Raw genomic sequence first — 19,884 nt, 5'->3', positions numbered from 1 at the left:
CTATAAGTTGTAAATTTTATTAGCTTTGCCCCTTTACATTATTTATTTAACAAAAAATGAGAAAGATTATTACAAGTTTATTTTTAGTGGTTTTAGCTTTTAATCAGGTAAATGCACAGATTGATGCTTACAAAGGCAAAGACGATTTGAGGTACCAGATTGGTGCAAGTTTTCAGAAATGGGGAACCGGAATTGTTACCTCGTTAGATTATGGCGTTGGTCCGAGTTTTTCGATTGGTGCACAAGCAGGCTACGTTTTAGGGGTTAAAAAATTCGCAGGTATTGAGCAGCCTGGCTTTGGCGATAGATTCGACTTAAAAGCAAAATTTAACGCAAACTTAGGCAGTGTTATTGGTTTACCAACAAATGTTGATGTTTACCCTGGCTTAAACCTTGGTTTAAAAAACTTTGGTGGCCACCTTGGAGGCAAAATTTTCTTTGCAAAAGGTTTTGGTCTTTTCGCCGAAGCACAATTCCCCATTGCAAGGTACAATGCCGATGCAATTGGTTATGAAAGGCTGAACAACCAATTTACGCTAAATGCTGGTGTTGCCTTCGATTTAACCAAATAAATCTTTTAAAAATCATCCCTACCCTATTTTTTCTTCGTTTCGATATTTGGAAGAAATCCTGTTAACAAGCCGATTAATGGCAGAAAAGCACAAATATTAAATACATATTCAATACTGGTACTATCGGCTAGTTTACCTAATAGTGCCGAACCAATTCCACCCATCCCAAAGGCAAAACCAAAAAACAAACCCGCAACCAAACCAACTTTACCCGGAATCAATTCTTGTGCATAAACTAAAATTGCGGAGAAAGCAGAGGCTAAAATCATCCCGATAGGCACGATTAAAATACCAATCCAAAATAAGTTTGCATGGGGCAATAGTAAAGCAAATGGAGCTGTTCCTAATATCGATGCCCAGATTACATATTTACGGCCTATCTTGTCGCCTATCGGCCCGCCTAATAATGTTCCTGCAGCTACCGAAAATAAGAATACGAATAAATATATCTGCGAGGTTTGTACAGAAACATGGAATTTATCTATCAAATAGAAAGTAAAATAGTTAGTTAAACTCGCCATGTAAAAGTATTTCGAGAAAATCAGCAGCAATAAAATACAAACCGAAAATATAACCTTGCTTCGCGAAAACTGATTAACAACGGTTTGAATACTCGCCTTTTTACTTCTAGACAAAACAAAACCTTTATACCAATTGCCTACGTAGCTTAAAATTACTATCGCCAGCAAGGCAATTACCGAAAACCAGATAACACTCATTTGTCCGTAAGGCACAATAATCCACGCCGCTAATAATGGCCCTAAAGAACTCCCTGCATTACCGCCCAATTGAAATACCGATTGTGCCAAACCTCTTTTCCCGCCAGATGCGGCATGCGCCATTCTCGAAGCTTCGGGATGAAATATAGACGAGCCGATACCGATTAAACAAACCGAAATCAGCATGGTATAAAAATGTGTAGACTGTGATAGCGTAATTAAACCCAATAAGGTAAAACCCATACCAACCGCTAAAGAATATGGCTGTGGTTTTTTATCGGTATATAAACCAACAAAAGGCTGCAGCAATGATGCCGCTAATTGAAAGGTTAAGGTAATTAAGCCGATTTGCGAAAAACTTAAATGGTAATTTGTTTTGATAATCGGATAAATAGCAGGAATTAAAGATTGTATGGTATCATTTAATAAATGCGAAAAACTTAAGGCAAAAAGAATTGGAAATACTGTTTTTTCAACAATTGCTTTTGTGGATGAGGAATCTGTCATAAAATTAGCACTTGTTGCAAATGTAAACAATTCAATTTTTTGTGAGGTAGGATGAGCCAAAACATTTAGACGATTTATTAAGTTTACAAACTATGGAAAAGAACAGAAAAATAATTGGTTTATGCGGAAGCCTAAGGAAGGGCTCGTACAATGCTTTACTTTTAAAAATCGCCGGAAGTTTAGTACCCGAAGGCATCTCATTTGAGATTGTTAGTTATGATGATGTTCCGGTTTACAATGCAGATAATGATATTCCTGAAGTGGAGAACCGTCCGGATGCTGTCGTAAAATTTAGAGATGCCTTGGCTAAAGCCGATGCTTTTATAATTGCTTCTCCAGAATATAATTACTCTATCCCGGGAGGATTAAAAAATGCCATCGATTGGGCAAGCCGTGGAAAAGATTCCCCTTTAATGCACAAACCTGTGGCGATTATTGGGGCAACACAAGGTATGTGGGGAACGGTTAGAATGCAAACGGCTTTTCTGCCTGTTTTTACTTTTTTAAACATGAATCCGGTTTTACAGCCAGAGGTTTTAATTGCACAAGCCCAAAATAAATTTGACGAAAATGGCGAACTTACCGATGAGAAAACATTGAGTTTAATCAAGAGAAAAGTAGAAAACCTGATTTCCGCATGTCATGTATAATGCGCATTAACTGACACGTAGGCTGTCAAAACCGGCTTTAAAATTTCTGACATTTATACAAAAAAAGTCAGATTGTCAATTTCTGTCACACCTAAAAATTAATCGATTGATTAATATTACGTCACACTAAAATAATATTGATTTAACATCAAATTTATATCTAATTACTAATAAACAAGTTAGCTATAAACTGATTTTTTTATGACTTTATGAATGTTTTTTGGCACAAGTGTTGACTTTTAGCCAAATATAGTCAGATGTTAAAACGCTAAAAACTGACTATAGTTTTAAACAAATAAATAATAAAAAAAGATGAAAAAACTATTATTATCATTAGTAGCAGTTGCAGGTTTAGTGTACAGTGCTAATGCACAAACAGAAAAAGGAAAAGTAATTTTAGGCGGTAGTGTTGGTTTCAATTCAACTAAAGTAGAAGGTGCTCAAAAATCAGATGTTAGCTTTAACATTATTCCAAGTATTGGTTATTTTGTAGGAAATAACTTTGCAATTGGTACAGGTGTAGGTTATACTTCGGATAAAGAAGTAAGCCGTTTAGTTCAAAACGAAGCATTTGTAGTTGCGCCTTTCGGTCGTTACTATGTTGGTTTATCAGATCAGTTTAAATTCTTCGGTCAATTATCAGTACCAATGGCTTTTGGTTCAAATAAAGTTGTTGCGCCAAATGGCGATACAGGTGCAAAAGTTGCTTCTACTACATCAATCGGTGTAAATGTAGCGCCAGGTTTTGCTTTCTTCCCAACTAAAAGAATTGGTATCGAAGTTTCGGTTAACGGTTTAGGCTACCAAAACTTCCAGGCTAAAAACGAAGCAACTGGTGCTAAAGTTACTTCAAACTCTTTTGGTTTAGATGCTGAAACATTCGCACCAAAATTAGGTGTAATGTTCCACTTCTAGTTTAAGGAAATAAATTCAACAAAGAAGCCACAGATTAGCGGATTTTTCCTGCTAGCCTGTGGCTTTTTTCATTTTGAGTTAAGCCGCAGATTTAATTGTCTTATTATCTTTGGCTTTGTCTAAACAATAATCAATAAAAAATATCTACCAATCTGTAGCTAAAAATAGTTGCCACGGAAACACAGAATACACAAAAACCAAATTACTTTCTATCAGTCTGTCATCCTGAGCGGAGTCGAAGAAAATCAGCCAATATGTGGCCAAAAAAGCAAAAAACTATTTCTTTTCCCTTATCGACTTAAACTCCGAGCCCTCCTTCCAGGTCGGGTAATGGCTTTCATTGCTTAATTTATATCCCAAGTCAAACACCAACCGAACATCCTCTACAATACCCGATAAATCCCAGGTATTTGCATCAAAATTATCCTGTGGCGAATGATAACGGTTTTTAGTAAAATCAGCAACCTGTTTTAAACCCCATTCCCTGCCATTTTTAACATTATCAACGCCCGAACCTGTAAACAAAGAAGGCACACCAACTTTCGCCAGGTTAAAATGGTCTGAACGGTAATACAAGCCCGATGAAGGAACCGGGTCTGGTACAATTACACGACCCTGCTTTTTAGCCGATGCCGCAGCATAATCTTCCAACTCCGACTGACCAAAACCATACACCACAATATCCTTTGTTTTGCCCGCAAGCCCCATCATATCCATGTTAATATTCGCAACCGTTTTCTTTAGCGGAAATACCGGATGCTTCGCATAAAACTCTGAACCCAACAAACCCTGCTCCTCTGCCGTGTAAGAAATAAAAACAATGCTCCTTTCAGGTGCTTTCGGCAATTTCTTAAAAGCCGAAGCAATTTCAAATAACGAAGCCACACCTGTCGCATTATCAACCGCACCGTTGTAAATCGAATCGCCCTGAACCTTTTCACCAATGCCTAAATGGTCCCAATGTGCCGAATAAATAATTGCCTCATCCTTGCGTTTATCGCCCTTGATGGTGGCGATAACATTATAAGTAACCGATTTTTTAATTTTATTCTTAACCGTAAGCGAAGTAGTCGATTTTAAATCAACAGCCTTGAAATCTTTTTTGCGAGCACTTGCCGCCAAGGCATCAAAAGATTGACCGCCCAACGCGAACAGTTTCTTCGCCACATCCAAACCAATCCACCCCTCAACAACCGTTCTGTTCATGCCATTATCCGGAGCTTGCAACTGAAGCTTTGATTTAGACCAACCGCTCCGAACTACTGTCCACGGGTAAGCCGCAGGCTCCGTATCGTGTACAATTAAAACACCAGCTGCACCTTGTCTCGAAGCCTCTTCAAATTTATATGTCCAACGACCGTAGTAAGTCATGTTCTTGCCTTTAAACAATGTAGAATCTGCAAATCCAGGGTCGTTTATCAGCACCACAACCGTTTTCCCCTTAACATCTAAATTCTTGTAATCGTTCCAGCCGTACTCAGGCGCAACAATTCCGTAACCCGCAAAAACAAGTGGCGAATTTTTAATGTTCACCTCTTCCTGAACACGACGAGAACCAGCTACAAACTCCGTTAAATAATTCAAGGTTAAATCTTTGCCCGCCCCCTTAATCACCATCCTATCTTCCGGTACAGATTTTATTTCCACCATAGGTACTTCCTGAAAATAGCTATCACCGTTGCCCGGTTCTAAACCAAGCTTCTCAAATTCAGCCTTTAAATAGTTAATGGTTTTCGTTTCGCCATTAGTAAAAGGCTTCCTGCCCTCTAAGCTATCAGCTGCAATAACTGATAAATATTGCGTTAAGCTGCTATCGTTAATCGCTTTTATGGCGGTAGAATCTGGCGCATCGGCTGTGCTTTCGGCGCTTTGTTTACAGGCCGTTAAGCCAATTGCAAAGGCAGAAAGGTAAAATAAGGTTCTCTTCATAAAATTTAATTTGAAGGTAATTTATAAAAAAATTCTTGGCTTTATTTGTTAAATCATTTGAAGCGCAATAACAGAAGTCCTTTTTTATGTTGGTCCCGCTATCCACTTCAAGCCGCCCCCGATAAAAAATCGGGATGCGGGCTTTCCATTTCTATCGGGGCTAATTAACCAATATTTGGTTATATTAGGGATAGATTTGGATGATATTGTGGAACATATAAATAAGTGATAGGCAAATTTAGAATGACAGTAACCGAAGACATAAAAGATATTTTTTCAATCCTTCATGATGGAACAATCTCAGCGTGGACTGGTGACAAAAACTTACTGACTTTGACGGTAGAGTGCCAATGTTTAGCAGAACGTATTAACAAGTCATTTGATAGTTTTTATGTTGAACTCAGACAAGTTGACGACTTATTCCTTTCGACTTGGCCGAGCCTTTTTGATTTACCAGTTCAAACTTTAACTGAACCCAGCGACATTTTTAAAGCAGAACTTGAATTGCTTTCCGCTAACATCAAAGATGAAAAAGTAATTATTGCTTGTAATCAACACAACACAGACTTTGACTATTGTGGAGGTAACTTGACACTTAGTTGTAAGGATATAAAAGTTTTTGACCAGAATAAAAACGAACTGACAATTGAGCAATTTGACATAATATGCAAAAGCTATTGGGACGAATGGAACGAGACATAAAATCTGCCTATAACAGCACATTTGCGATAGGCGAGGCTTCATGCTCCGTGAAGAGTTTAGCGGTAAAAATCCCGCCCTTCGCCAAGCCACAAAACGTTATACGTAATTGCCACGACAAAATGAAAATATTGACCACTATAATATTTTTTCTTTGTATGACGACAATATTGTTCGGTCAAGACCTTACTAATAGCCAATACGGAATGACAGTTGAAGAAAATGAGATATGGCTAAAAAAAGCTGTGTTATTAGATAGGGAAACACAACTAACTTCAATTCAGAATCGATTTTTTAGACGGATTGCGTTCAAGAAGTTAGCGAATGACGCTATACCAGTTATAGTAGCAAATAGAGTTATGGTAAATGAAGTTTCAAATATCGAGTTGAAAAATTTATTGAGTAACCAACTTACGACAGACAATGTTCAAGTTACAATATTGGAAAAAGAACCAGAAGGACTTTATGTTAACAAAGCTTGGACTGGAATTGTCATTTTAAATATTAAGGACAAGAAAATAAGTAAGCTATTGAAAAGCTATAAACCTTGATAACCATTTACAACTAAATATAACAACAGCTTTAAGTTAAGCCTCGGGCGAAGTGAAAACACAAAGTTTGAAGTAATTTATTTAGATTAGTTGAATAGGTTCTGTTGTGCAGATAATTTCGGCTCATCTTAAACCTGCAAAACGTTGGCAGTAATGTTAAAAAAATGAACGTAGAAACAACCTTTTTTGAAATATCTGAAAGCGGAAACTTTATAAGAATTGACTTAATAGGTTTCAATCATCCGAATTCGGAATTAGATTGGGATAAAAATTGGGTAAAAGGATTTGTAAAAGTTAGAGCAGGCGGATTTTTAGGAGAATTTACAGCTGATTTTATGACTACTGATTTCGTGAGCTTTAAAATCGAACTAGCAAAACTTTATGACAAACTAAATGGAATTGCAACATTTAACACGCTGGAAAGTCAAGTTGAAATTAAAATCGTTGGAGATGGAATTGGACATTTAAAAGCTGAGTGTGAAGTAATGGACAACGCAGGAACTGGAAATAAATTAGAATTTGAAATTGATTTTGATCAAACTCATATTCCGAAAATATTAAACCAACTTGAAAAAATTACTGACAGATTTCCGAAAGTTGGTGAATTGAATTAAAAAACACTACTACCAACAAGGGTTTGCCAAACCTAGCTTGCGAGCTCAGCGAAGCTATAGCGAGGTTTAAGTCTTCGATTGAGCATATATCCAAAGTTCAACAGTAGTAATTTTATTGAAATTTTGTGCTAAAAATCCCGACAGAACACCAATACTTCAACCGTTGACAGTAACGCTACAGAAAGAAACACATACCAACCATATGGAAGAAATCATTCAAAAATTAGACAAATATTTATCGACACTAAGACCTGAATATTATTCAGAACTTAATGAACCCTTGAACGATGAACAACTGGACAAGTTAGCGGAATATTATAGAATTAAAATACCTGCAGATTTACGAACATTATACAAATGGAAAAACGGACAAAAACCTAACGGTTACGAATCTTTTGTAAACAATTCTGGTTTTATTCCGCTACATCAGGCACTTTATGATGCATCTGAACTTACGTCCATGATTGGGTTCGACTTTGAAATCGAAAACTGGTGGAACGAAAACTGGATACCAATTTTTCAAAACGGTGGCGGAGACAGTATTTGCTACGATTTAAGAGGAATTTTTACAGGGCAAAAAGGACAATTAATTGAATTTTGGCCTGCAGACAACGACCGAAATGTAATTGCACCATCACTTAAAAGTTTCCTTGAAAAAATAATCGAATTGTATGAAACCAAACATAAAGACGAGTTTGATGAATATTTCCAAGTTCAGAAAATTGAGAATTATCCGAAAAAATTTATTTTAGAATAGCCCGCTTTAGTTTAAGTCTCTTCCTTCTTAATAACTATTTAAACCAAAGGTATTAACGAGGACTGCATTTGCGTATTATTAGAAAATCTGCTGAGGAATACAACTTATAGCTATATTTAGCCGACAGTTTATTATATCTATCCAATTTTGAGTTGAGCAAATGAAAAGCAATCCGCAGATAAAAAACATCCTCCTGATTATTATAAGTTTTATTGCCTATTACATCTTATTCGAAAATTTTAAATCCATAAAACTCGGATTAGATAAACTAACCCAACAAGGATTAACCAGCTACATACTAACCTACCTCATTATTGGCATTCCGATATTTATTGGAACTGGCTTAATCAACAAAACCACCAACATTTTAAAAAGTCTGGGGCTTTCATCCAATGCACTATCGGCCTTATGCTTAAGCATCTTATTTACCTTGCCGATGTTTCTTGGTGGTTTTTTATGCTTCACTTTTAATCAGCAAATCGATTTTCAAAATTTAATGGCAAAAACCATAGTTGCCGGATTTATGGAAGAACTTTATTTTAGGGGCTTTTTATTCGGACAATTATACAGAAACACAAACTTAGGCTTTATACCAGCCGTAATTTTCGGGGCGTTTATTTTTGCATCTGGGCATTTATATCAAAGTCAGGATTTGGCCGAATTAGCCGGAATTTTTATGGTTACTTTTTCTGGCGCCATCTTCTTTGCTTGGTTGTACGTAGAGTGGAATTACAACCTCTGGGTACCTATATTTACGCACACATTTATGAACTTGGTATGGCACCTCTTTCAGGTAGATAATTCTGCCTTGGGCGATGTAAAAGCCAATATTTTTAGAGGCTTAACCATCCTAACCGCCATCTTGTTCACAATTTTTTATAAAAGAAAAAAGGGCGAAAAATTAGCCATTAACAAACATACACTTATACGGAAAGTGCCAAACTAAATTTAAATCAACACCAAAAATCTATAATAAATGAGTATTTTGTATGGAAATATTATCATTAACAGAAGATGAAAGGTAATCGTGATTTTAAAAATGCGATATATAACCAAATAAAAGAATAACAAAAATATAAACCATGGCACTTATTAATCCACACATTAACTTCAATGGCAATGCCGAAGAAGCCTTTAACTTTTACAAATCAGTATTTGGTGGCGAGTTCTCAACAATTATCCGTTTTAAGGAGATAGCCAGCGAAGAATACCCGGTAGCAGCAAGTGAAGAAAATAAGATAATGCATATTGCTCTACCTATCGGAGGCAATTTTTTATTAGCCAATGATGTACCCGAAGCTATGGGACCAACCAACGAAAACGAAAACCGTTCAAAAATATCCATCACGGCAGATAATTATGAAGAAGCCACAAAATTATTCAACGGACTATCGGCAGGTGGAGCAGTAGAAGTAGAATCAAACCAGAATCCAAATGCCTTTTTTGCCATGTTTAGAGATAAATACGGCATTGAATGGATGATTGATTTCAGACTGTAACAATGATTTTCACCAAACTAAATGTTATCCTGAGCTTGTCGAAAGACAATTACTACTGTGTTCCGACAAGCTCAACATGGCTAAAGTTTTAACCTGTAAATCTGTGGCTTGTTATTTAAATAACTCACCATCTTAGACACCTTAGAAAATCTAAGTTTGTATTTCCTATCATCCTGAGCGGAGTCGAAGGACGATTATCATTGTGTTCGACAAGCTCAACATTACTAAAGTTTTAATCTGTAAATCTGTGGCTTATTATTTTAAATAACTCACCATCTTAGACATCTTAGAAAATCTTAGTTTGTTTTTCCTCGTCATCCTGAGCGGAGTCGAAGGACGGTTATCATTGTGTTTCCAAAGGCTCAACAGGACAAAATCTTTAATCTGTAAATCTGTAGTAACTTTTAAAAGATGATTTAAAAAAAAAACAAATAACAGTAAATATTTATTGTTATTCAATAAATATTTATTACGTTTGCTTTATAATTTAAATAATCAAATATTATGAAAAGAGCTTCAACCATATTCCTTCAAGCTGTAGTTGTGCTAATTGCACTAGTTGCGCTTACCATATTAATACGTGTTCCATTAACCGAAGGCAGAGCCACGAACTTAGATTTAGTCAGCATTTACGCCGACCCATTCATTTTATATGGTTACGCTGCTTCAATTGCCTTTTTTATCGCATTATATAAAGCATTTAGGTTATTGGGCTACATCGGGCAAAATAAAGTATTCTCTGCAGAAGCCGTGAAAAGCCTGAAGGGCATAAAATATTGTGCAATCGCATTAAGCATTATGATTATTGGAGCCGGATTATTCATCAAATTTAACCATCATCAGGATGACGACCCGGCCGGTTTTATCGCCATGTGCATCATGACAACCTTCGTTTCCATTGTAGTGGCCACCGCGGCCGCTATATTCGAAAAAGTATTGCAAAATGCCATTGATATGAAATCAGAAAATGACCTAACCATTTAAGCTATGCCAATTATTGTAAATCTAGATGTAATGATGGCGAAGCGAAAAATGTCGCTTAATGAGCTTTCCGAAAAGGTCGACCTCACCCTATCCAATCTATCCATCTTAAAAACAGGAAAAGCCAAAGCCATTCGTTTTACCACCTTTGAAGCCATTTGCAAGGCATTAGATTGCCAGCCTGGCGATATCCTGGAATATGTAAGCGACGAAAAGTAATATTCGCTGCTGTAAAGCCTATCTCTTCTGCTAATGCTTCGCCTTTGTTTCACCTAAAGCGAAGCATTTTATTTACCTGTACGATTATTTAACCAAATCTGCAGATAATCAAAAAAATATTACCTTTACTCCTAAACAGAATAAAACATTCACCCTTTAATACTTAAGAGTGAACGCAACTTTCTGCCCCTCCTCTATTGTTATCGTGCAAAATGTTAGTGCAACGCCCTAGTGTAATAAATCACTACAGAATTAACTCAATATGAAAAACCAGAACCTATTTTTAATTACCCTCTTTATTCTTTTAAGCAATTTAGCTTTAGCGCAAAGTAAGCAAGATACTTTAGAAATTAGAAAAGCTGCATTGAGTTATATCGAATCGCAGCACAAACCAAATCCGGCACAAATGGAGAGTGCACTACACCCCCGAATGGTTAAACGCACTTTCTGGAAAGATAAATCAACCGGTAAAGATTATGTTCGGGAAACCTCAACCGAATCGATGGTTTTACTTGCGGAAAGTTATAACAAGAACGGCGACAAATTCCCACCAAAACCGAAGAAGGATCTTATATTACTTGATGTATCAGAACGCACCGCATCTGTAAAATTAATTGCAGATGAATGGATTGATTACATGCACATCGTAAAACTAAACGGAAGCTGGAAAATCATCAATGTGCTTTGGCAGTATAATGATGTAAAGCAGCATTAAAATCTTAAATTTAAAAACAACAAAAAAATAAAATCATGGCAGCAGTAAACACTTATTTAAACTTCAACGGAAATTGCGAAGAAGCATTTAACTTTTACAAATCGGCATTCGGTGGCGAATTTGCTTACATCGGTCGTTTTGGTGAAATGCCATCAGGCGATGGTTATTCAGTTCCCGAAAGCGACAAAAACAAAATTATGCATGTAAGTTTACCTATCGGGAACACCATTTTAATGGGTAGCGATATGGGCGGCGATTGGGCACCAACCTTTGTTCAAGGAAATAACTTTTCAGTATCGATAAATGCAGAGAGCAAAGCAGAAGCTGATAAATTATTTGCGGCAGTTTCTGCAGGTGGAAAAGTAACCATGCCTATGGAAAATACTTTTTGGGGTGCATATTTTGGAATGTTCGTTGATAAATTTGGCATCAACTGGATGGTAAATTTCGACGAGAACCCACAATAATTTCGCTTCATTTACAAATGATTGGCAATTTGGCGAGGCAAGTGGTTACAAACTCATAAAAATCTTGCCAGATTGCCCTTCTTCTTTACATGCTAAACTTGACTTTCGATATTTTATCATAACAATTGAAGGTAATCAAAATCTATATATTTGGTTAACATCAACCTTTAATTTGATGCCTCGCAATAATTTTAAAATTTGTAAAGCATCATTTTCTGAAGGTATTTATCGTACCAATGACAATACACCAAGCCAAATTTAAACGTTATAGCAAAAACGAATAGCATAAACATGAGGTGGAAAAGTAGATTAACAAGCTTAATAGATATCGAATACCCAATTATACAAGCACCCATGTTTGGCGTAACAAGTCCTGAAATGGTTGCTGCAGCACACAAAGCCAACTGTTTAGGTTCTTTAGCCTTGGCAGACCTCAACGCGAGCCAATGTGTTGAAGCCATAAGAGCAACCAAAAAACTAACGAACAGAAACTTTGCAGCAAATATTTTTACACATAAAATCCCTCCACTTACCGAAAATTTAAAACAGCAATATATTAAGGCGAAAGCTTTTATTGAGCAACTGGCTTCACAGTACCAATTGGATGTTACGGTGCCAGACCTAGCAGATATAAAACTCAATAGTTATCACGAACAAATAGAGGCGATTATTGAAGAAGATTGCAAAATTCTAAGTTTTACTTTTGGAAACATTGACCAAGCGAGCATCGATAGCTTAAAAAATAAAGGTATACTTTTAATCGGGACTTGTACATCTGTTCAGGAAGCGGTAACGTTAGAACAATCAGGCATTGATGTGATTTGCGTGCAGGGATTGGAAGCGGGCGGCCATCGGGGTAGCTTTTCATCTGAAGATATACCCCACATCGGTGGATTATCTTTGTTGGCGCAGGTAAAAGACAGCACCAGTAGCCCTATCGTTTATGCTGGTGGAATTTATGATGCGAAAACCCTACTGGCAGCAAAAACATTGGGCGCCGATGGATTTCAGATAGGCAGCTTATTACTTGCATCAACAGAAAGTATGCTTAAAGATTTTGAAAAAGAAAGGCTGCGAAAGGTAAAGGAATCAGAAATTATGCTAACCAAAAGTTTTTCGGGGCGTTATGCCAGAGGAATTAAAAACACTTTTATCGAGGCCACTGAGAATAGCGACAACATCCTGCCCTACCCTTACCAAAATAAGTTAACAGCTGGTTTACGTAGCGTAGCACGAAGCCATAAAAACGCTGATTTTGTAAACCTCTGGCTCGGACAATCCATAAACGGTTACAACAGTGCATCAACAACCGAAATTATCAAAAAGCTGATTGCTGATACAGAAAACTATCATCATTAAAAAAGAAATACCATCGCAAATGCAAGAAAACAAAGCTGAAGTTCATCCTAATCAATTCTGCCCCACACCTTTTAGCCAGACTTATTTTCATGGCACAAAAGCAGATTTAAAAATCGGCGATTTCATTACCGTTGGATTCAATTCAAATTTTGGTAAAAGAATAAATGCCAAGTATATCTTTTTATCGGCTACCTTAGATGCAGCCATTTGGGGTGCTGAACTTTCTGTTGGTGAAGGGCCAGGCAGAATTTACCTGGTAGAGCCAACCGGAGCAATTGAGGATGACCCTGATTTAACCGATAAAAAATTTCCGGGTAACCCAACACAATCTTACCGCTCTACCCAGCCATTTAAAGTGGTTGGAGAAGTGAGCAAGTGGCATGGTCATCCGGTTGAACAGGTGGAAACCATGAAAGGGCATTTGCGCAAATTAAAAGAACAAGGTATTGATTCGTTAAATGATTTATAAGAAATAAAATATGAAAGTAATTATAACAGGCGTAACCGGAATGGTTGGAGAGGGTGTTTTGTTCGAATGTTTGGAAAACAATGCCGTAACCGATGTATTGGTTTTAAGCAGAAAACATTACGAAATCACACATCCCAAACTGAAAGAGCTATTAGTGAAAGACTTTGCTCAAATTGGCGAACATTCCTCAATATTAAAGAATTACGATGCTTGCTTTTTTTGCGCTGGAATAAGTTCCATCGGCGAAAACGAAGAAAGCTTCACCAGGAAAACTTACGATTTTGCCGTTCCATTCGCCAAAACTCTTTCTGAAGTTAATCCTCAAATGACTTTCATTTATGTATCTGGTAGTCGTACCGATAGTGCAGAGCAAGGTAAAGTAATGTGGGCAAGGGTAAAGGGTAGAACGGAAAATGCCTTAATGAAACTCCCGTTCAAAGGGCAATACAACTTTCGCCCGGCGATAATGACCGCAACCAAAGGTCAACAAAATGCGAAGTTGATTTACAGAATATTAGGCCCGTTGGTCTCACCCTTCATCTCTACTAAAACCTTAAGGCTGACAGATGTAGGCAAGGCCATGATAAATGCGGTTTCAAAAGGTTATCCTAAACAAGTTCTGGAAGCAGACGATATTTTCAAATTATCAAAGTAGACGGAGATAAATAAAATCTGCTGAAATAGAAATCATTCCTTAATGGATAATAACGATACAAAAAGACTTTCCAGACTAACGGCAATTTTAACCCTGCTCCAAACCAAAAGATTAACAACGGCACCAACACTTGCCGATAAATTTAAGGTGAGCGTAAGAACCATCTACAGAGACATCAGGGCATTAGAGCAAGCAGGCGTTCCGATATTAACGGAAGATGGTAAAGGATATACACTGATGGAGGGTTATAAAATACCCCCGGTTATGTTTACCGAGCGCCAGGCCAATGCATTAATACTTGCCGAACAATTGGTTTTAAAGAACAATGATGAATCTTTTGTAAGAGATTATCTGGAAGCTGTTGATAAAATCAAAGCAGTACTAAAGCAATCTGAAAAAGATAAAGTGAACCTCCTGGCAGATAGAACCCGCTTTGAGTTCAACACCAATAGAATAAGAAAGAGTAACAACATCTCTCAACTTCAGACAGCAATTACAAATTATTACCTCACAAAAATAAATTACACCAACGAGCAAAACCTAACATCCGATAGAATTATTGAACCCTTTGCCTTAATTAGCACAACAGAAAATTGGTTGCTTGTTGCCTGGTGTCGTTTACGTAATGAATTTCGGTATTTCCGCCTGGACAGAATTAAAAGCCTGCAGTTGCTTTCCGAAAACTTTAGCCCTCACAAAATGACCTTGCAGGATTTTTTTGATAAACATCCATAATCTATTTTTAACCCCTGACACAGGGCTGTCAAACACCCCGATTATTTTTGTGGCTCATCAATTAAAATAAAAGATATGATTAGTCAATTAACAAATTTAAACTGGGTAGGTATTTTAATCGCTTTCGTAGCCTATTTTATACTAGGTGCTTTGTGGTTCACCTTATTATTCAAGAAACAGTATGCAATTTCACTTGGAAAAGAAAATGCTTTGCCAGAAAAACCAGCACCAATTTTTATTATCGGCCCTGCGATTTGCACCCTTGTCATCGTATTGGCTACCGCAATTTTAGTTTATGCACTAAACATAAATACTTATGCTGAGGCTGTTGAATTTGCATTAATAATTGGGGTTGGTTACCTGGTTGCCAATACCATAAATATTGCAATAAACCCAAACATGCCCAACCCAATTCATTACGGAATTATTAGTGGCAGCTATCATCTAACGGGTATTTTAATCGCTACAATTATTATTTTTGCGATGAAGTAACTCAACAATGGCTGACACTGGTATTGAAACATTTTACCCAACAAGTAGACAAGCATGGCGAAATTGGCTAATAAAAAACCATGAGTCTGCACAAGCCGTTTGGCTGCTTAGTTATAAGAAAAGCGCTAACATGCCGACCATAACCTGGGAAGAATCTGTTGAAGAAGCCCTATGCTTTGGCTGGATAGACAGTATTAGAAAAAGCCTTGGTGACGGAAAATTCATACAATTTTTTAGTAAGCGCAAGCCAAATGGTACCTGGTCGAAAATAAATAAAGACAAAATTATTAAGTTAATTGAAGCAGGGCTGATGACAGATGCCGGCTTAGTTGCTATTGAAAAGGCAAAGCAAAACGGCTCATGGACAATCCTTGATGAAGTTGAAGCTTTAATTGTTCCTGCCGATTTAGAACAAGCCTTTGCAGAAAATCCTAATTCAATGGAATTTTATTTGAGCTTAAGCAAATCGACCAGAAAAGCAATTTTACAATGGATAGTTTTAGCCAAACAACCTGAAACAAGACAAAAAAGAATTAAAGAAGTTGCTGAACGGGCAAGTCAGAACCTTAAACCTAAGCATTTGTAATTTTCATTATTTAATCTGCTGAATTAAGATGCTGAAACAAGTTCAGCATGACGAACTCATAAAAAACAGATTGCTTCAGCCCGCACAAGCCCGGCTTCGCAATGACGGATTAGATGCTTTGACTCCTAGCAATAAAAAAAAACAGATTTAATCCCAACAAAAAAAGGCTTGTGCATAAACACAAGCCTTTCCATTCAAAAAAACATCAATTACTTCCCTGTCTTCTCAATATCTCTATCCATTTCAGTTAAATCAACATCTTCAGGATTAGAAAAATCTCCGATAAGGTATTTATTAAAGTGATCTGCCAATTTCCAGAAAGCATATTCCGTCATATCACCAAAACCATGACGCTGACCAGGAATAATCAAGAAATCGAAACGTTTTCCAGCCTTCATTAAAGCATTAGCAACACGAATACTATTAGCAGGATGTACGTTATTATCCACATCACCATGCATCAATAATAAATGACCTTTTAAGTTTTTAGCTAAATCTGGGTTTTTATCAATGCTGTATTTGAAGGTAGTATCACCCTTTAACGAAACAATTTCTTTTACACCGTGATGTTTTTCACTCCACCAACGGTTATAAATACTGTTATCATGGTTACCCGCATTCGAAACCGCAGCTTTGAAAAACTCCGGATAAACCAACATTGCAGCGGTCGACATGAAACCACCACCTGAGTGACCAGTAATTCCAACCTTCGTATCATCAATATAAGGGTACTTCGAAGCCAACTGCTCAATTGCGGTCTTTTTATCTGCCAATCCGTAATCACGAAGATTTCCATAACCATAAGTGTGGTACCACTTAGAACGAGATGGATTACCACCACGGTTACCAACGGTTATCACAATATAGCCAAACTGCGCCAAACGCTCTGTACGATCCATGCTTTTTGTGAAGGCTTTATTCACCGCCTCTGTTTGTGGCCCAGGGTAAACGTACTCAATAATCGGGTATTTTTTATTGGGGTCGAAATCAAACGGTTTGTACATTACACCGTATAAATCGGTGATGCCATCATCGGCCTTAACCTTAAACGGTTCAGGGAATTTGTAACCGGCAGCCATCAAAAGTGATAAATCTGTGGTTTCCAAATCCATTACTTTTCTTCCGGCCTTATCGTAAACGCTGGATTTTGGTGCAGTATTTACCCTTGAATAATTATCTACAAAGAACGTGTTATCATCATTCATGCTCGATAAATGGTCAAAATCTCCTGCATTTAACAATTTAAGATTTGAGCCGTCGAAATTGATGCTATACAAATGCAAGTAGTAAGGGTCTTCCTTTACTTCTCTACCGTTAGCAGTAAAGTAAAGCACACGGTTTTTCTCATCGATATTTACGATACTTTCACAGTGAAAAGCACCTTTAGTTATCTGATTTTTAAGCTTTCCGTTTCCGTCAAAAAGATAGAAATGTGCCCAACCATCACGCTCGCTCCAATGAATCAGTTCTTTACCATCATTAACCAAACCCGGACGGTTCACTTCAACATAAGTATTAAAACGTTCATCAATTAGTGGCGTAACCTTACCAGTAGCAATTTCAACCGTACCAATATCAATACGTTTTAAATCACGGCTGGTACGAGAGAAGTATAATTTACTATCGTTACCTAACCAAATTGAAGGGCGAAATTCGTTATCTCTATCTTTTGCTAAACTTGGTCTTCCCCAAACACCAATACTTTGGTCTTTAAATGCAGAAAGATTTAACTTTTTAGAAGTTTTGGCAGCAAAATCAAAAAGCAAGGTTTCATCTTTTGGTGCTTCGGCTTCGCCGGGCATTTGATATTTGTAGGTTTCTAAAGTCGGGCGACCAGGCGTTACGCTATTAATCACCCATAAATCTTTAACCTTACGAGAATCGGTTCTATCTAAAACGAAATATTTAGAATTTGGCGACCACAGCACATAAGCACCGCGACGCTTTTTATTGTTTTTTTCATTCTCTACATTGTTTTCTCCATCGCCATCACTTCCGTATGAATAGAACTTAACGCCATCTTTTGTAAGTTGATGCTCTACAATTGTGCTATCATCTTCATTTTTAACAGCCTTTTTGTAGTTTTCTTTATCCATCCAGTACAAATTATAATTGCGTGAAAAGATAATTGCTGATGAATCTGGTGCAACTGAACCCCATCTAGGTTTTGGTTTAGGCTTGCTGTAATTTGGAATTTCAGTAAGCTTGGTTGTTGCCAAATCATATCTGAAAGAGAAGATTTTTTTCTGCATAGAATCTGCAGCTTTTTTATCCTTTCTATCTTGCTTCAGCTCATCAATGGTACTTTTAATTTCAAATGTGATGCTTTTTTCATCCGAAGCAAATTTAAATTCATCTAATGGTAAATGCTCTGCATCAAACGGGTCGCGAACGATTAAAGTAATATCAGCAGCCAGCTTTGCATTATCAAAAATTACTTTTTTACTTTTTGAAGCCGGATCAACCAGGTACCAAAACTTTCCTTTTGGGCTTTCAAAAGTGTACCAGAAACGATTAGATAATTTTAACCAATGTGGATCTACTGAAGTGGAATAAACCATTTTCTTTAGTTTATTTGGAGAGAATCGCGATGCTAACTGATAATTTGCCTTTGGTTGAGGCGCAATATTTTCAGAAATGGTGAATGTTTTAGTTTGAGCAGCAACCGAAAAAGAGATTATTTGCGCAAAAAAAATAAGTTTGTAAAGTTTATTCATTAATAAGTTGATTTTTAGTCGCCAAAAATATTTATTAATAACCTAAAAGCTTGTTGTGCTCTGTAATAAATGCGTTAGTTAATGCAGCGTATTAAAAAAATTATCAACACCTTCTAATTCGGTGTTAAATAATCTGCTTTTTTTTAGTTTTGTGCTAAATATCTAAAACATGAAAATCAAAATTCTAACCATTATAACTGCTTGCGCAATATTAATGAGCAGCTGCCAGTCTAAATCTCAAACGGAAACAGATAAATCAACTGATTCGACAGCTGTAAATACATCAGGTGATAGCAATACAGCCAATCCTGTTGATGTTTCTAAAATAAAGGTTGCCGATGCAAAAACCATCTTGGAGCGTAAACAGGTGCCTATTCTTTGTTACCATCAGGTGAGAAACTGGAAACCAACAGATGGAAAAGTAGGTAAAGATTATATTGTAGAGATACAAAACTTTAAAGACCAAATGAAAATGTTAGCCGATAGCGGTTACCATACTATTTTGCCCGACCAGCTCTACGCATACCTAAACACAGGTGCGGCATTACCAAGTAAACCGATTATGCTAACCTTTGATGATACCGATTTGGATCAGTTTACAATCGTTAACCCTACATTAAAAAAACTTGGTTACAAAGCTGTATATTTCATCATGACGGTTTCTATCGGTAAAAAAGGAAAGTTTGTAGATTATATGAGTAGCGACCAAATTAAACAACTTTCGGATGAAGGAAATGTTATCGGTTCGCACACCTACGACCACAAGAACTTTAAAAAATATGCAGATAAGGATTGGGAAGAGCAATTAGATAAACCAACCAAAAGACTGGAAGAAATTACTGGTAAAAAAATGACCGAATTTGCCTATCCATTTGGATTATGGAATGCAGAAGGTATTCCAGAACTTAAAAAACGTGGCTTTAGAATGGCTTACCAACTGTCTACAAAACGCGATGAAAAAGACCCATTATTTACCATCCGCAGAATTATTGCCAGCGGTTATTGGAGTCCGAAAACGTTAAGCAATAGCATTAAAAATAGTTTTTAACACATAAACCCTGGCAAATGCCGGGGTTT

The 19,884-nt window shown here is 36.9% G+C and carries 23 protein-coding genes and 1 pseudogene; 21 read left to right on the top strand and 3 right to left on the bottom strand.

The features are described from left to right. Positions 1 to 56 precede the first annotated feature (56 nt). Positions 57 to 572 (top strand): DUF6646 family protein, encoded by a 516-nt coding sequence (locus R2Q16_RS09340; protein ID WP_316736629.1) that lies wholly within the window; start codon positions 57 to 59, stop codon positions 570 to 572. A 23-nt stretch (positions 573 to 595) separates the two neighbouring features. Here R2Q16_RS09340 and R2Q16_RS09335 read toward each other — a convergent pair whose 3' ends face one another. Further along, entirely contained in the window at positions 596 to 1,798 is a 1,203-nt protein-coding gene (locus tag R2Q16_RS09335; protein ID WP_316736628.1) for an MFS transporter, read from the bottom strand. Between the two features lie 92 nt (positions 1,799 to 1,890). Between R2Q16_RS09335 and R2Q16_RS09330 the strand changes: the two genes are divergently transcribed. Together R2Q16_RS09330 and R2Q16_RS09325 are read left to right on the top strand one after the other, a co-directional pair. Beyond that, a complete protein-coding gene (locus tag R2Q16_RS09330) occupies positions 1,891 to 2,448 on the top strand; it encodes an NAD(P)H-dependent oxidoreductase (protein ID WP_316736627.1) in 558 nt (185 codons plus the stop codon). 312 nt (positions 2,449 to 2,760) lie between these two features. After that, positions 2,761 to 3,363 (top strand): outer membrane beta-barrel protein, encoded by a 603-nt coding sequence (locus tag R2Q16_RS09325; protein ID WP_316736626.1) that lies wholly within the window; start codon positions 2,761 to 2,763, stop codon positions 3,361 to 3,363. A 276-nt stretch (positions 3,364 to 3,639) separates the two neighbouring features. Here the strand turns inward: R2Q16_RS09325 and R2Q16_RS09320 are convergent, their stop codons facing one another. Further along, positions 3,640 to 5,292 carry a M28 family metallopeptidase gene (locus tag R2Q16_RS09320; RefSeq protein ID WP_316736624.1) on the bottom strand — a complete coding sequence of 551 codons (1,653 nt, stop codon included), beginning with the start codon at positions 5,290 to 5,292 and terminating at the stop codon, positions 3,640 to 3,642. A gap of 243 nt (positions 5,293 to 5,535) precedes the next feature. Here R2Q16_RS09320 and R2Q16_RS09315 point away from each other — a divergent pair, with 243 nt between their 5' ends. From R2Q16_RS09315 to R2Q16_RS09240, 17 genes and pseudogenes are all read left to right on the top strand, one after another. Beyond that, a complete protein-coding gene (locus R2Q16_RS09315; protein ID WP_316736623.1) occupies positions 5,536 to 5,994 on the top strand; it encodes a hypothetical protein in 459 nt (152 codons plus the stop codon). 203 nt (positions 5,995 to 6,197) lie between these two features. Beyond that, positions 6,198 to 6,542: a hypothetical protein gene (locus tag R2Q16_RS09310; RefSeq protein WP_316736622.1), complete on the top strand. Its 345-nt coding sequence runs from the start codon at positions 6,198 to 6,200 to the stop codon at positions 6,540 to 6,542. A 164-nt stretch (positions 6,543 to 6,706) separates the two neighbouring features. Beyond that, the gene (locus R2Q16_RS09305) at positions 6,707 to 7,156 is read left to right on the top strand and encodes a hypothetical protein (protein ID WP_316736620.1); all 450 of its coding nucleotides are present in this window, start codon (positions 6,707 to 6,709) and stop codon (positions 7,154 to 7,156) included. 163 nt (positions 7,157 to 7,319) lie between these two features. Further along, positions 7,320 to 7,913, top strand: coding sequence for an SMI1/KNR4 family protein (locus R2Q16_RS09300; RefSeq protein ID WP_316736619.1), 594 nt, complete (start codon positions 7,320 to 7,322; stop codon positions 7,911 to 7,913). 160 nt (positions 7,914 to 8,073) lie between these two features. Further along, complete coding sequence (locus R2Q16_RS09295) at positions 8,074 to 8,859, top strand: type II CAAX endopeptidase family protein (RefSeq protein WP_316736618.1); 786 nt, start codon at positions 8,074 to 8,076, stop codon at positions 8,857 to 8,859. Between the two features lie 136 nt (positions 8,860 to 8,995). After that, complete coding sequence (locus R2Q16_RS09290; protein WP_316736616.1) at positions 8,996 to 9,412, top strand: VOC family protein; 417 nt, start codon at positions 8,996 to 8,998, stop codon at positions 9,410 to 9,412. Between the two features lie 504 nt (positions 9,413 to 9,916). Then, positions 9,917 to 10,396 (top strand): DUF2975 domain-containing protein, encoded by a 480-nt coding sequence (locus tag R2Q16_RS09285; protein ID WP_316736615.1) that lies wholly within the window; start codon positions 9,917 to 9,919, stop codon positions 10,394 to 10,396. 3 nt (positions 10,397 to 10,399) lie between these two features. Beyond that, positions 10,400 to 10,612, top strand: coding sequence for a helix-turn-helix transcriptional regulator (locus tag R2Q16_RS09280; protein WP_316736612.1), 213 nt, complete (start codon positions 10,400 to 10,402; stop codon positions 10,610 to 10,612). Positions 10,613 to 10,676: 64 nt separating this feature from the next. Further along, a pseudogene (locus R2Q16_RS20365) lies at positions 10,677 to 10,772 on the top strand (hypothetical protein); the annotation flags it as partial. Between the two features lie 102 nt (positions 10,773 to 10,874). Beyond that, positions 10,875 to 11,327: a nuclear transport factor 2 family protein gene (locus tag R2Q16_RS09275; RefSeq protein WP_316736610.1), complete on the top strand. Its 453-nt coding sequence runs from the start codon at positions 10,875 to 10,877 to the stop codon at positions 11,325 to 11,327. A 35-nt stretch (positions 11,328 to 11,362) separates the two neighbouring features. Continuing rightward, positions 11,363 to 11,794, top strand: a complete 432-nt coding sequence (locus R2Q16_RS09270) for a VOC family protein (protein ID WP_316736609.1) — start codon at positions 11,363 to 11,365, stop codon at positions 11,792 to 11,794. Between the two features lie 291 nt (positions 11,795 to 12,085). Then, complete coding sequence (locus R2Q16_RS09265; protein WP_316736608.1) at positions 12,086 to 13,153, top strand: nitronate monooxygenase; 1,068 nt, start codon at positions 12,086 to 12,088, stop codon at positions 13,151 to 13,153. 19 nt (positions 13,154 to 13,172) lie between these two features. Beyond that, positions 13,173 to 13,622 carry an NAD(+)--rifampin ADP-ribosyltransferase gene (arr, locus tag R2Q16_RS09260; protein WP_316736606.1) on the top strand — a complete coding sequence of 150 codons (450 nt, stop codon included), beginning with the start codon at positions 13,173 to 13,175 and terminating at the stop codon, positions 13,620 to 13,622. 10 nt (positions 13,623 to 13,632) lie between these two features. After that, positions 13,633 to 14,277, top strand: coding sequence for an NAD-dependent epimerase/dehydratase family protein (locus R2Q16_RS09255; RefSeq protein ID WP_316736605.1), 645 nt, complete (start codon positions 13,633 to 13,635; stop codon positions 14,275 to 14,277). Positions 14,278 to 14,319: 42 nt separating this feature from the next. After that, positions 14,320 to 15,012, top strand: coding sequence for a YafY family protein (locus R2Q16_RS09250; protein WP_316736603.1), 693 nt, complete (start codon positions 14,320 to 14,322; stop codon positions 15,010 to 15,012). A gap of 75 nt (positions 15,013 to 15,087) precedes the next feature. Next, positions 15,088 to 15,504 (top strand): DUF1761 domain-containing protein, encoded by a 417-nt coding sequence (locus tag R2Q16_RS09245; RefSeq protein WP_316736601.1) that lies wholly within the window; start codon positions 15,088 to 15,090, stop codon positions 15,502 to 15,504. A 7-nt stretch (positions 15,505 to 15,511) separates the two neighbouring features. After that, the gene (locus tag R2Q16_RS09240) at positions 15,512 to 16,090 is read left to right on the top strand and encodes a YdeI/OmpD-associated family protein (RefSeq protein ID WP_316736599.1); all 579 of its coding nucleotides are present in this window, start codon (positions 15,512 to 15,514) and stop codon (positions 16,088 to 16,090) included. Between the two features lie 209 nt (positions 16,091 to 16,299). On the opposite strand, the gene R2Q16_RS09235 is transcribed toward R2Q16_RS09240, so the two are convergent. Continuing rightward, positions 16,300 to 18,807: a S9 family peptidase gene (locus tag R2Q16_RS09235; protein ID WP_316736597.1), complete on the bottom strand. Its 2,508-nt coding sequence runs from the start codon at positions 18,805 to 18,807 to the stop codon at positions 16,300 to 16,302. 169 nt (positions 18,808 to 18,976) lie between these two features. Between R2Q16_RS09235 and R2Q16_RS09230 the strand changes: the two genes are divergently transcribed. After that, the gene (locus R2Q16_RS09230) at positions 18,977 to 19,855 is read left to right on the top strand and encodes a polysaccharide deacetylase family protein (protein WP_316736596.1); all 879 of its coding nucleotides are present in this window, start codon (positions 18,977 to 18,979) and stop codon (positions 19,853 to 19,855) included. Positions 19,856 to 19,884 lie beyond the last annotated feature (29 nt).

This window comes from Pedobacter aquatilis (assembly GCF_032678425.1).
GTDB lineage: Bacteria > Bacteroidota > Bacteroidia > Sphingobacteriales > Sphingobacteriaceae > Pedobacter > Pedobacter aquatilis_B.
The sequence above is the reverse complement of the archived record's forward strand: the minus strand, read 5'-3'. Positions and strand labels throughout refer to the sequence as shown.

Bases quoted from the DNA above. Each gene is read 5' to 3' on its own strand.
- R2Q16_RS09340 (WP_316736629.1), top strand. From the start codon at position 57: ATGAGAAAGATTATTACAAGTTTATTTTTAGTGGTTTTAGCTTTTAAT.
- R2Q16_RS09335 (WP_316736628.1), bottom strand. From the start codon at position 1,798: ATGACAGATTCCTCATCCACAAAAGCAATTGTTGAAAAAACAGTATTT.
- R2Q16_RS09330 (WP_316736627.1), top strand. From the start codon at position 1,891: ATGGAAAAGAACAGAAAAATAATTGGTTTATGCGGAAGCCTAAGGAAG.
- R2Q16_RS09325 (WP_316736626.1), top strand. From the start codon at position 2,761: ATGAAAAAACTATTATTATCATTAGTAGCAGTTGCAGGTTTAGTGTAC.
- R2Q16_RS09320 (WP_316736624.1), bottom strand. From the start codon at position 5,292: ATGAAGAGAACCTTATTTTACCTTTCTGCCTTTGCAATTGGCTTAACG.
- R2Q16_RS09315 (WP_316736623.1), top strand. From the start codon at position 5,536: ATGACAGTAACCGAAGACATAAAAGATATTTTTTCAATCCTTCATGAT.
- R2Q16_RS09310 (WP_316736622.1), top strand. From the start codon at position 6,198: ATGACAGTTGAAGAAAATGAGATATGGCTAAAAAAAGCTGTGTTATTA.
- R2Q16_RS09305 (WP_316736620.1), top strand. From the start codon at position 6,707: ATGAACGTAGAAACAACCTTTTTTGAAATATCTGAAAGCGGAAACTTT.
- R2Q16_RS09295 (WP_316736618.1), top strand. From the start codon at position 8,074: ATGAAAAGCAATCCGCAGATAAAAAACATCCTCCTGATTATTATAAGT.
- R2Q16_RS09290 (WP_316736616.1), top strand. From the start codon at position 8,996: ATGGCACTTATTAATCCACACATTAACTTCAATGGCAATGCCGAAGAA.
- R2Q16_RS09285 (WP_316736615.1), top strand. From the start codon at position 9,917: ATGAAAAGAGCTTCAACCATATTCCTTCAAGCTGTAGTTGTGCTAATT.
- R2Q16_RS09280 (WP_316736612.1), top strand. From the start codon at position 10,400: ATGCCAATTATTGTAAATCTAGATGTAATGATGGCGAAGCGAAAAATG.
- R2Q16_RS09275 (WP_316736610.1), top strand. From the start codon at position 10,875: ATGAAAAACCAGAACCTATTTTTAATTACCCTCTTTATTCTTTTAAGC.
- R2Q16_RS09270 (WP_316736609.1), top strand. From the start codon at position 11,363: ATGGCAGCAGTAAACACTTATTTAAACTTCAACGGAAATTGCGAAGAA.
- R2Q16_RS09265 (WP_316736608.1), top strand. From the start codon at position 12,086: ATGAGGTGGAAAAGTAGATTAACAAGCTTAATAGATATCGAATACCCA.
- arr (WP_316736606.1), top strand. From the start codon at position 13,173: ATGCAAGAAAACAAAGCTGAAGTTCATCCTAATCAATTCTGCCCCACA.
- R2Q16_RS09255 (WP_316736605.1), top strand. From the start codon at position 13,633: ATGAAAGTAATTATAACAGGCGTAACCGGAATGGTTGGAGAGGGTGTT.
- R2Q16_RS09250 (WP_316736603.1), top strand. From the start codon at position 14,320: ATGGATAATAACGATACAAAAAGACTTTCCAGACTAACGGCAATTTTA.
- R2Q16_RS09245 (WP_316736601.1), top strand. From the start codon at position 15,088: ATGATTAGTCAATTAACAAATTTAAACTGGGTAGGTATTTTAATCGCT.
- R2Q16_RS09240 (WP_316736599.1), top strand. From the start codon at position 15,512: ATGGCTGACACTGGTATTGAAACATTTTACCCAACAAGTAGACAAGCA.
- R2Q16_RS09235 (WP_316736597.1), bottom strand. From the start codon at position 18,807: ATGAATAAACTTTACAAACTTATTTTTTTTGCGCAAATAATCTCTTTT.
- R2Q16_RS09230 (WP_316736596.1), top strand. From the start codon at position 18,977: ATGAAAATCAAAATTCTAACCATTATAACTGCTTGCGCAATATTAATG.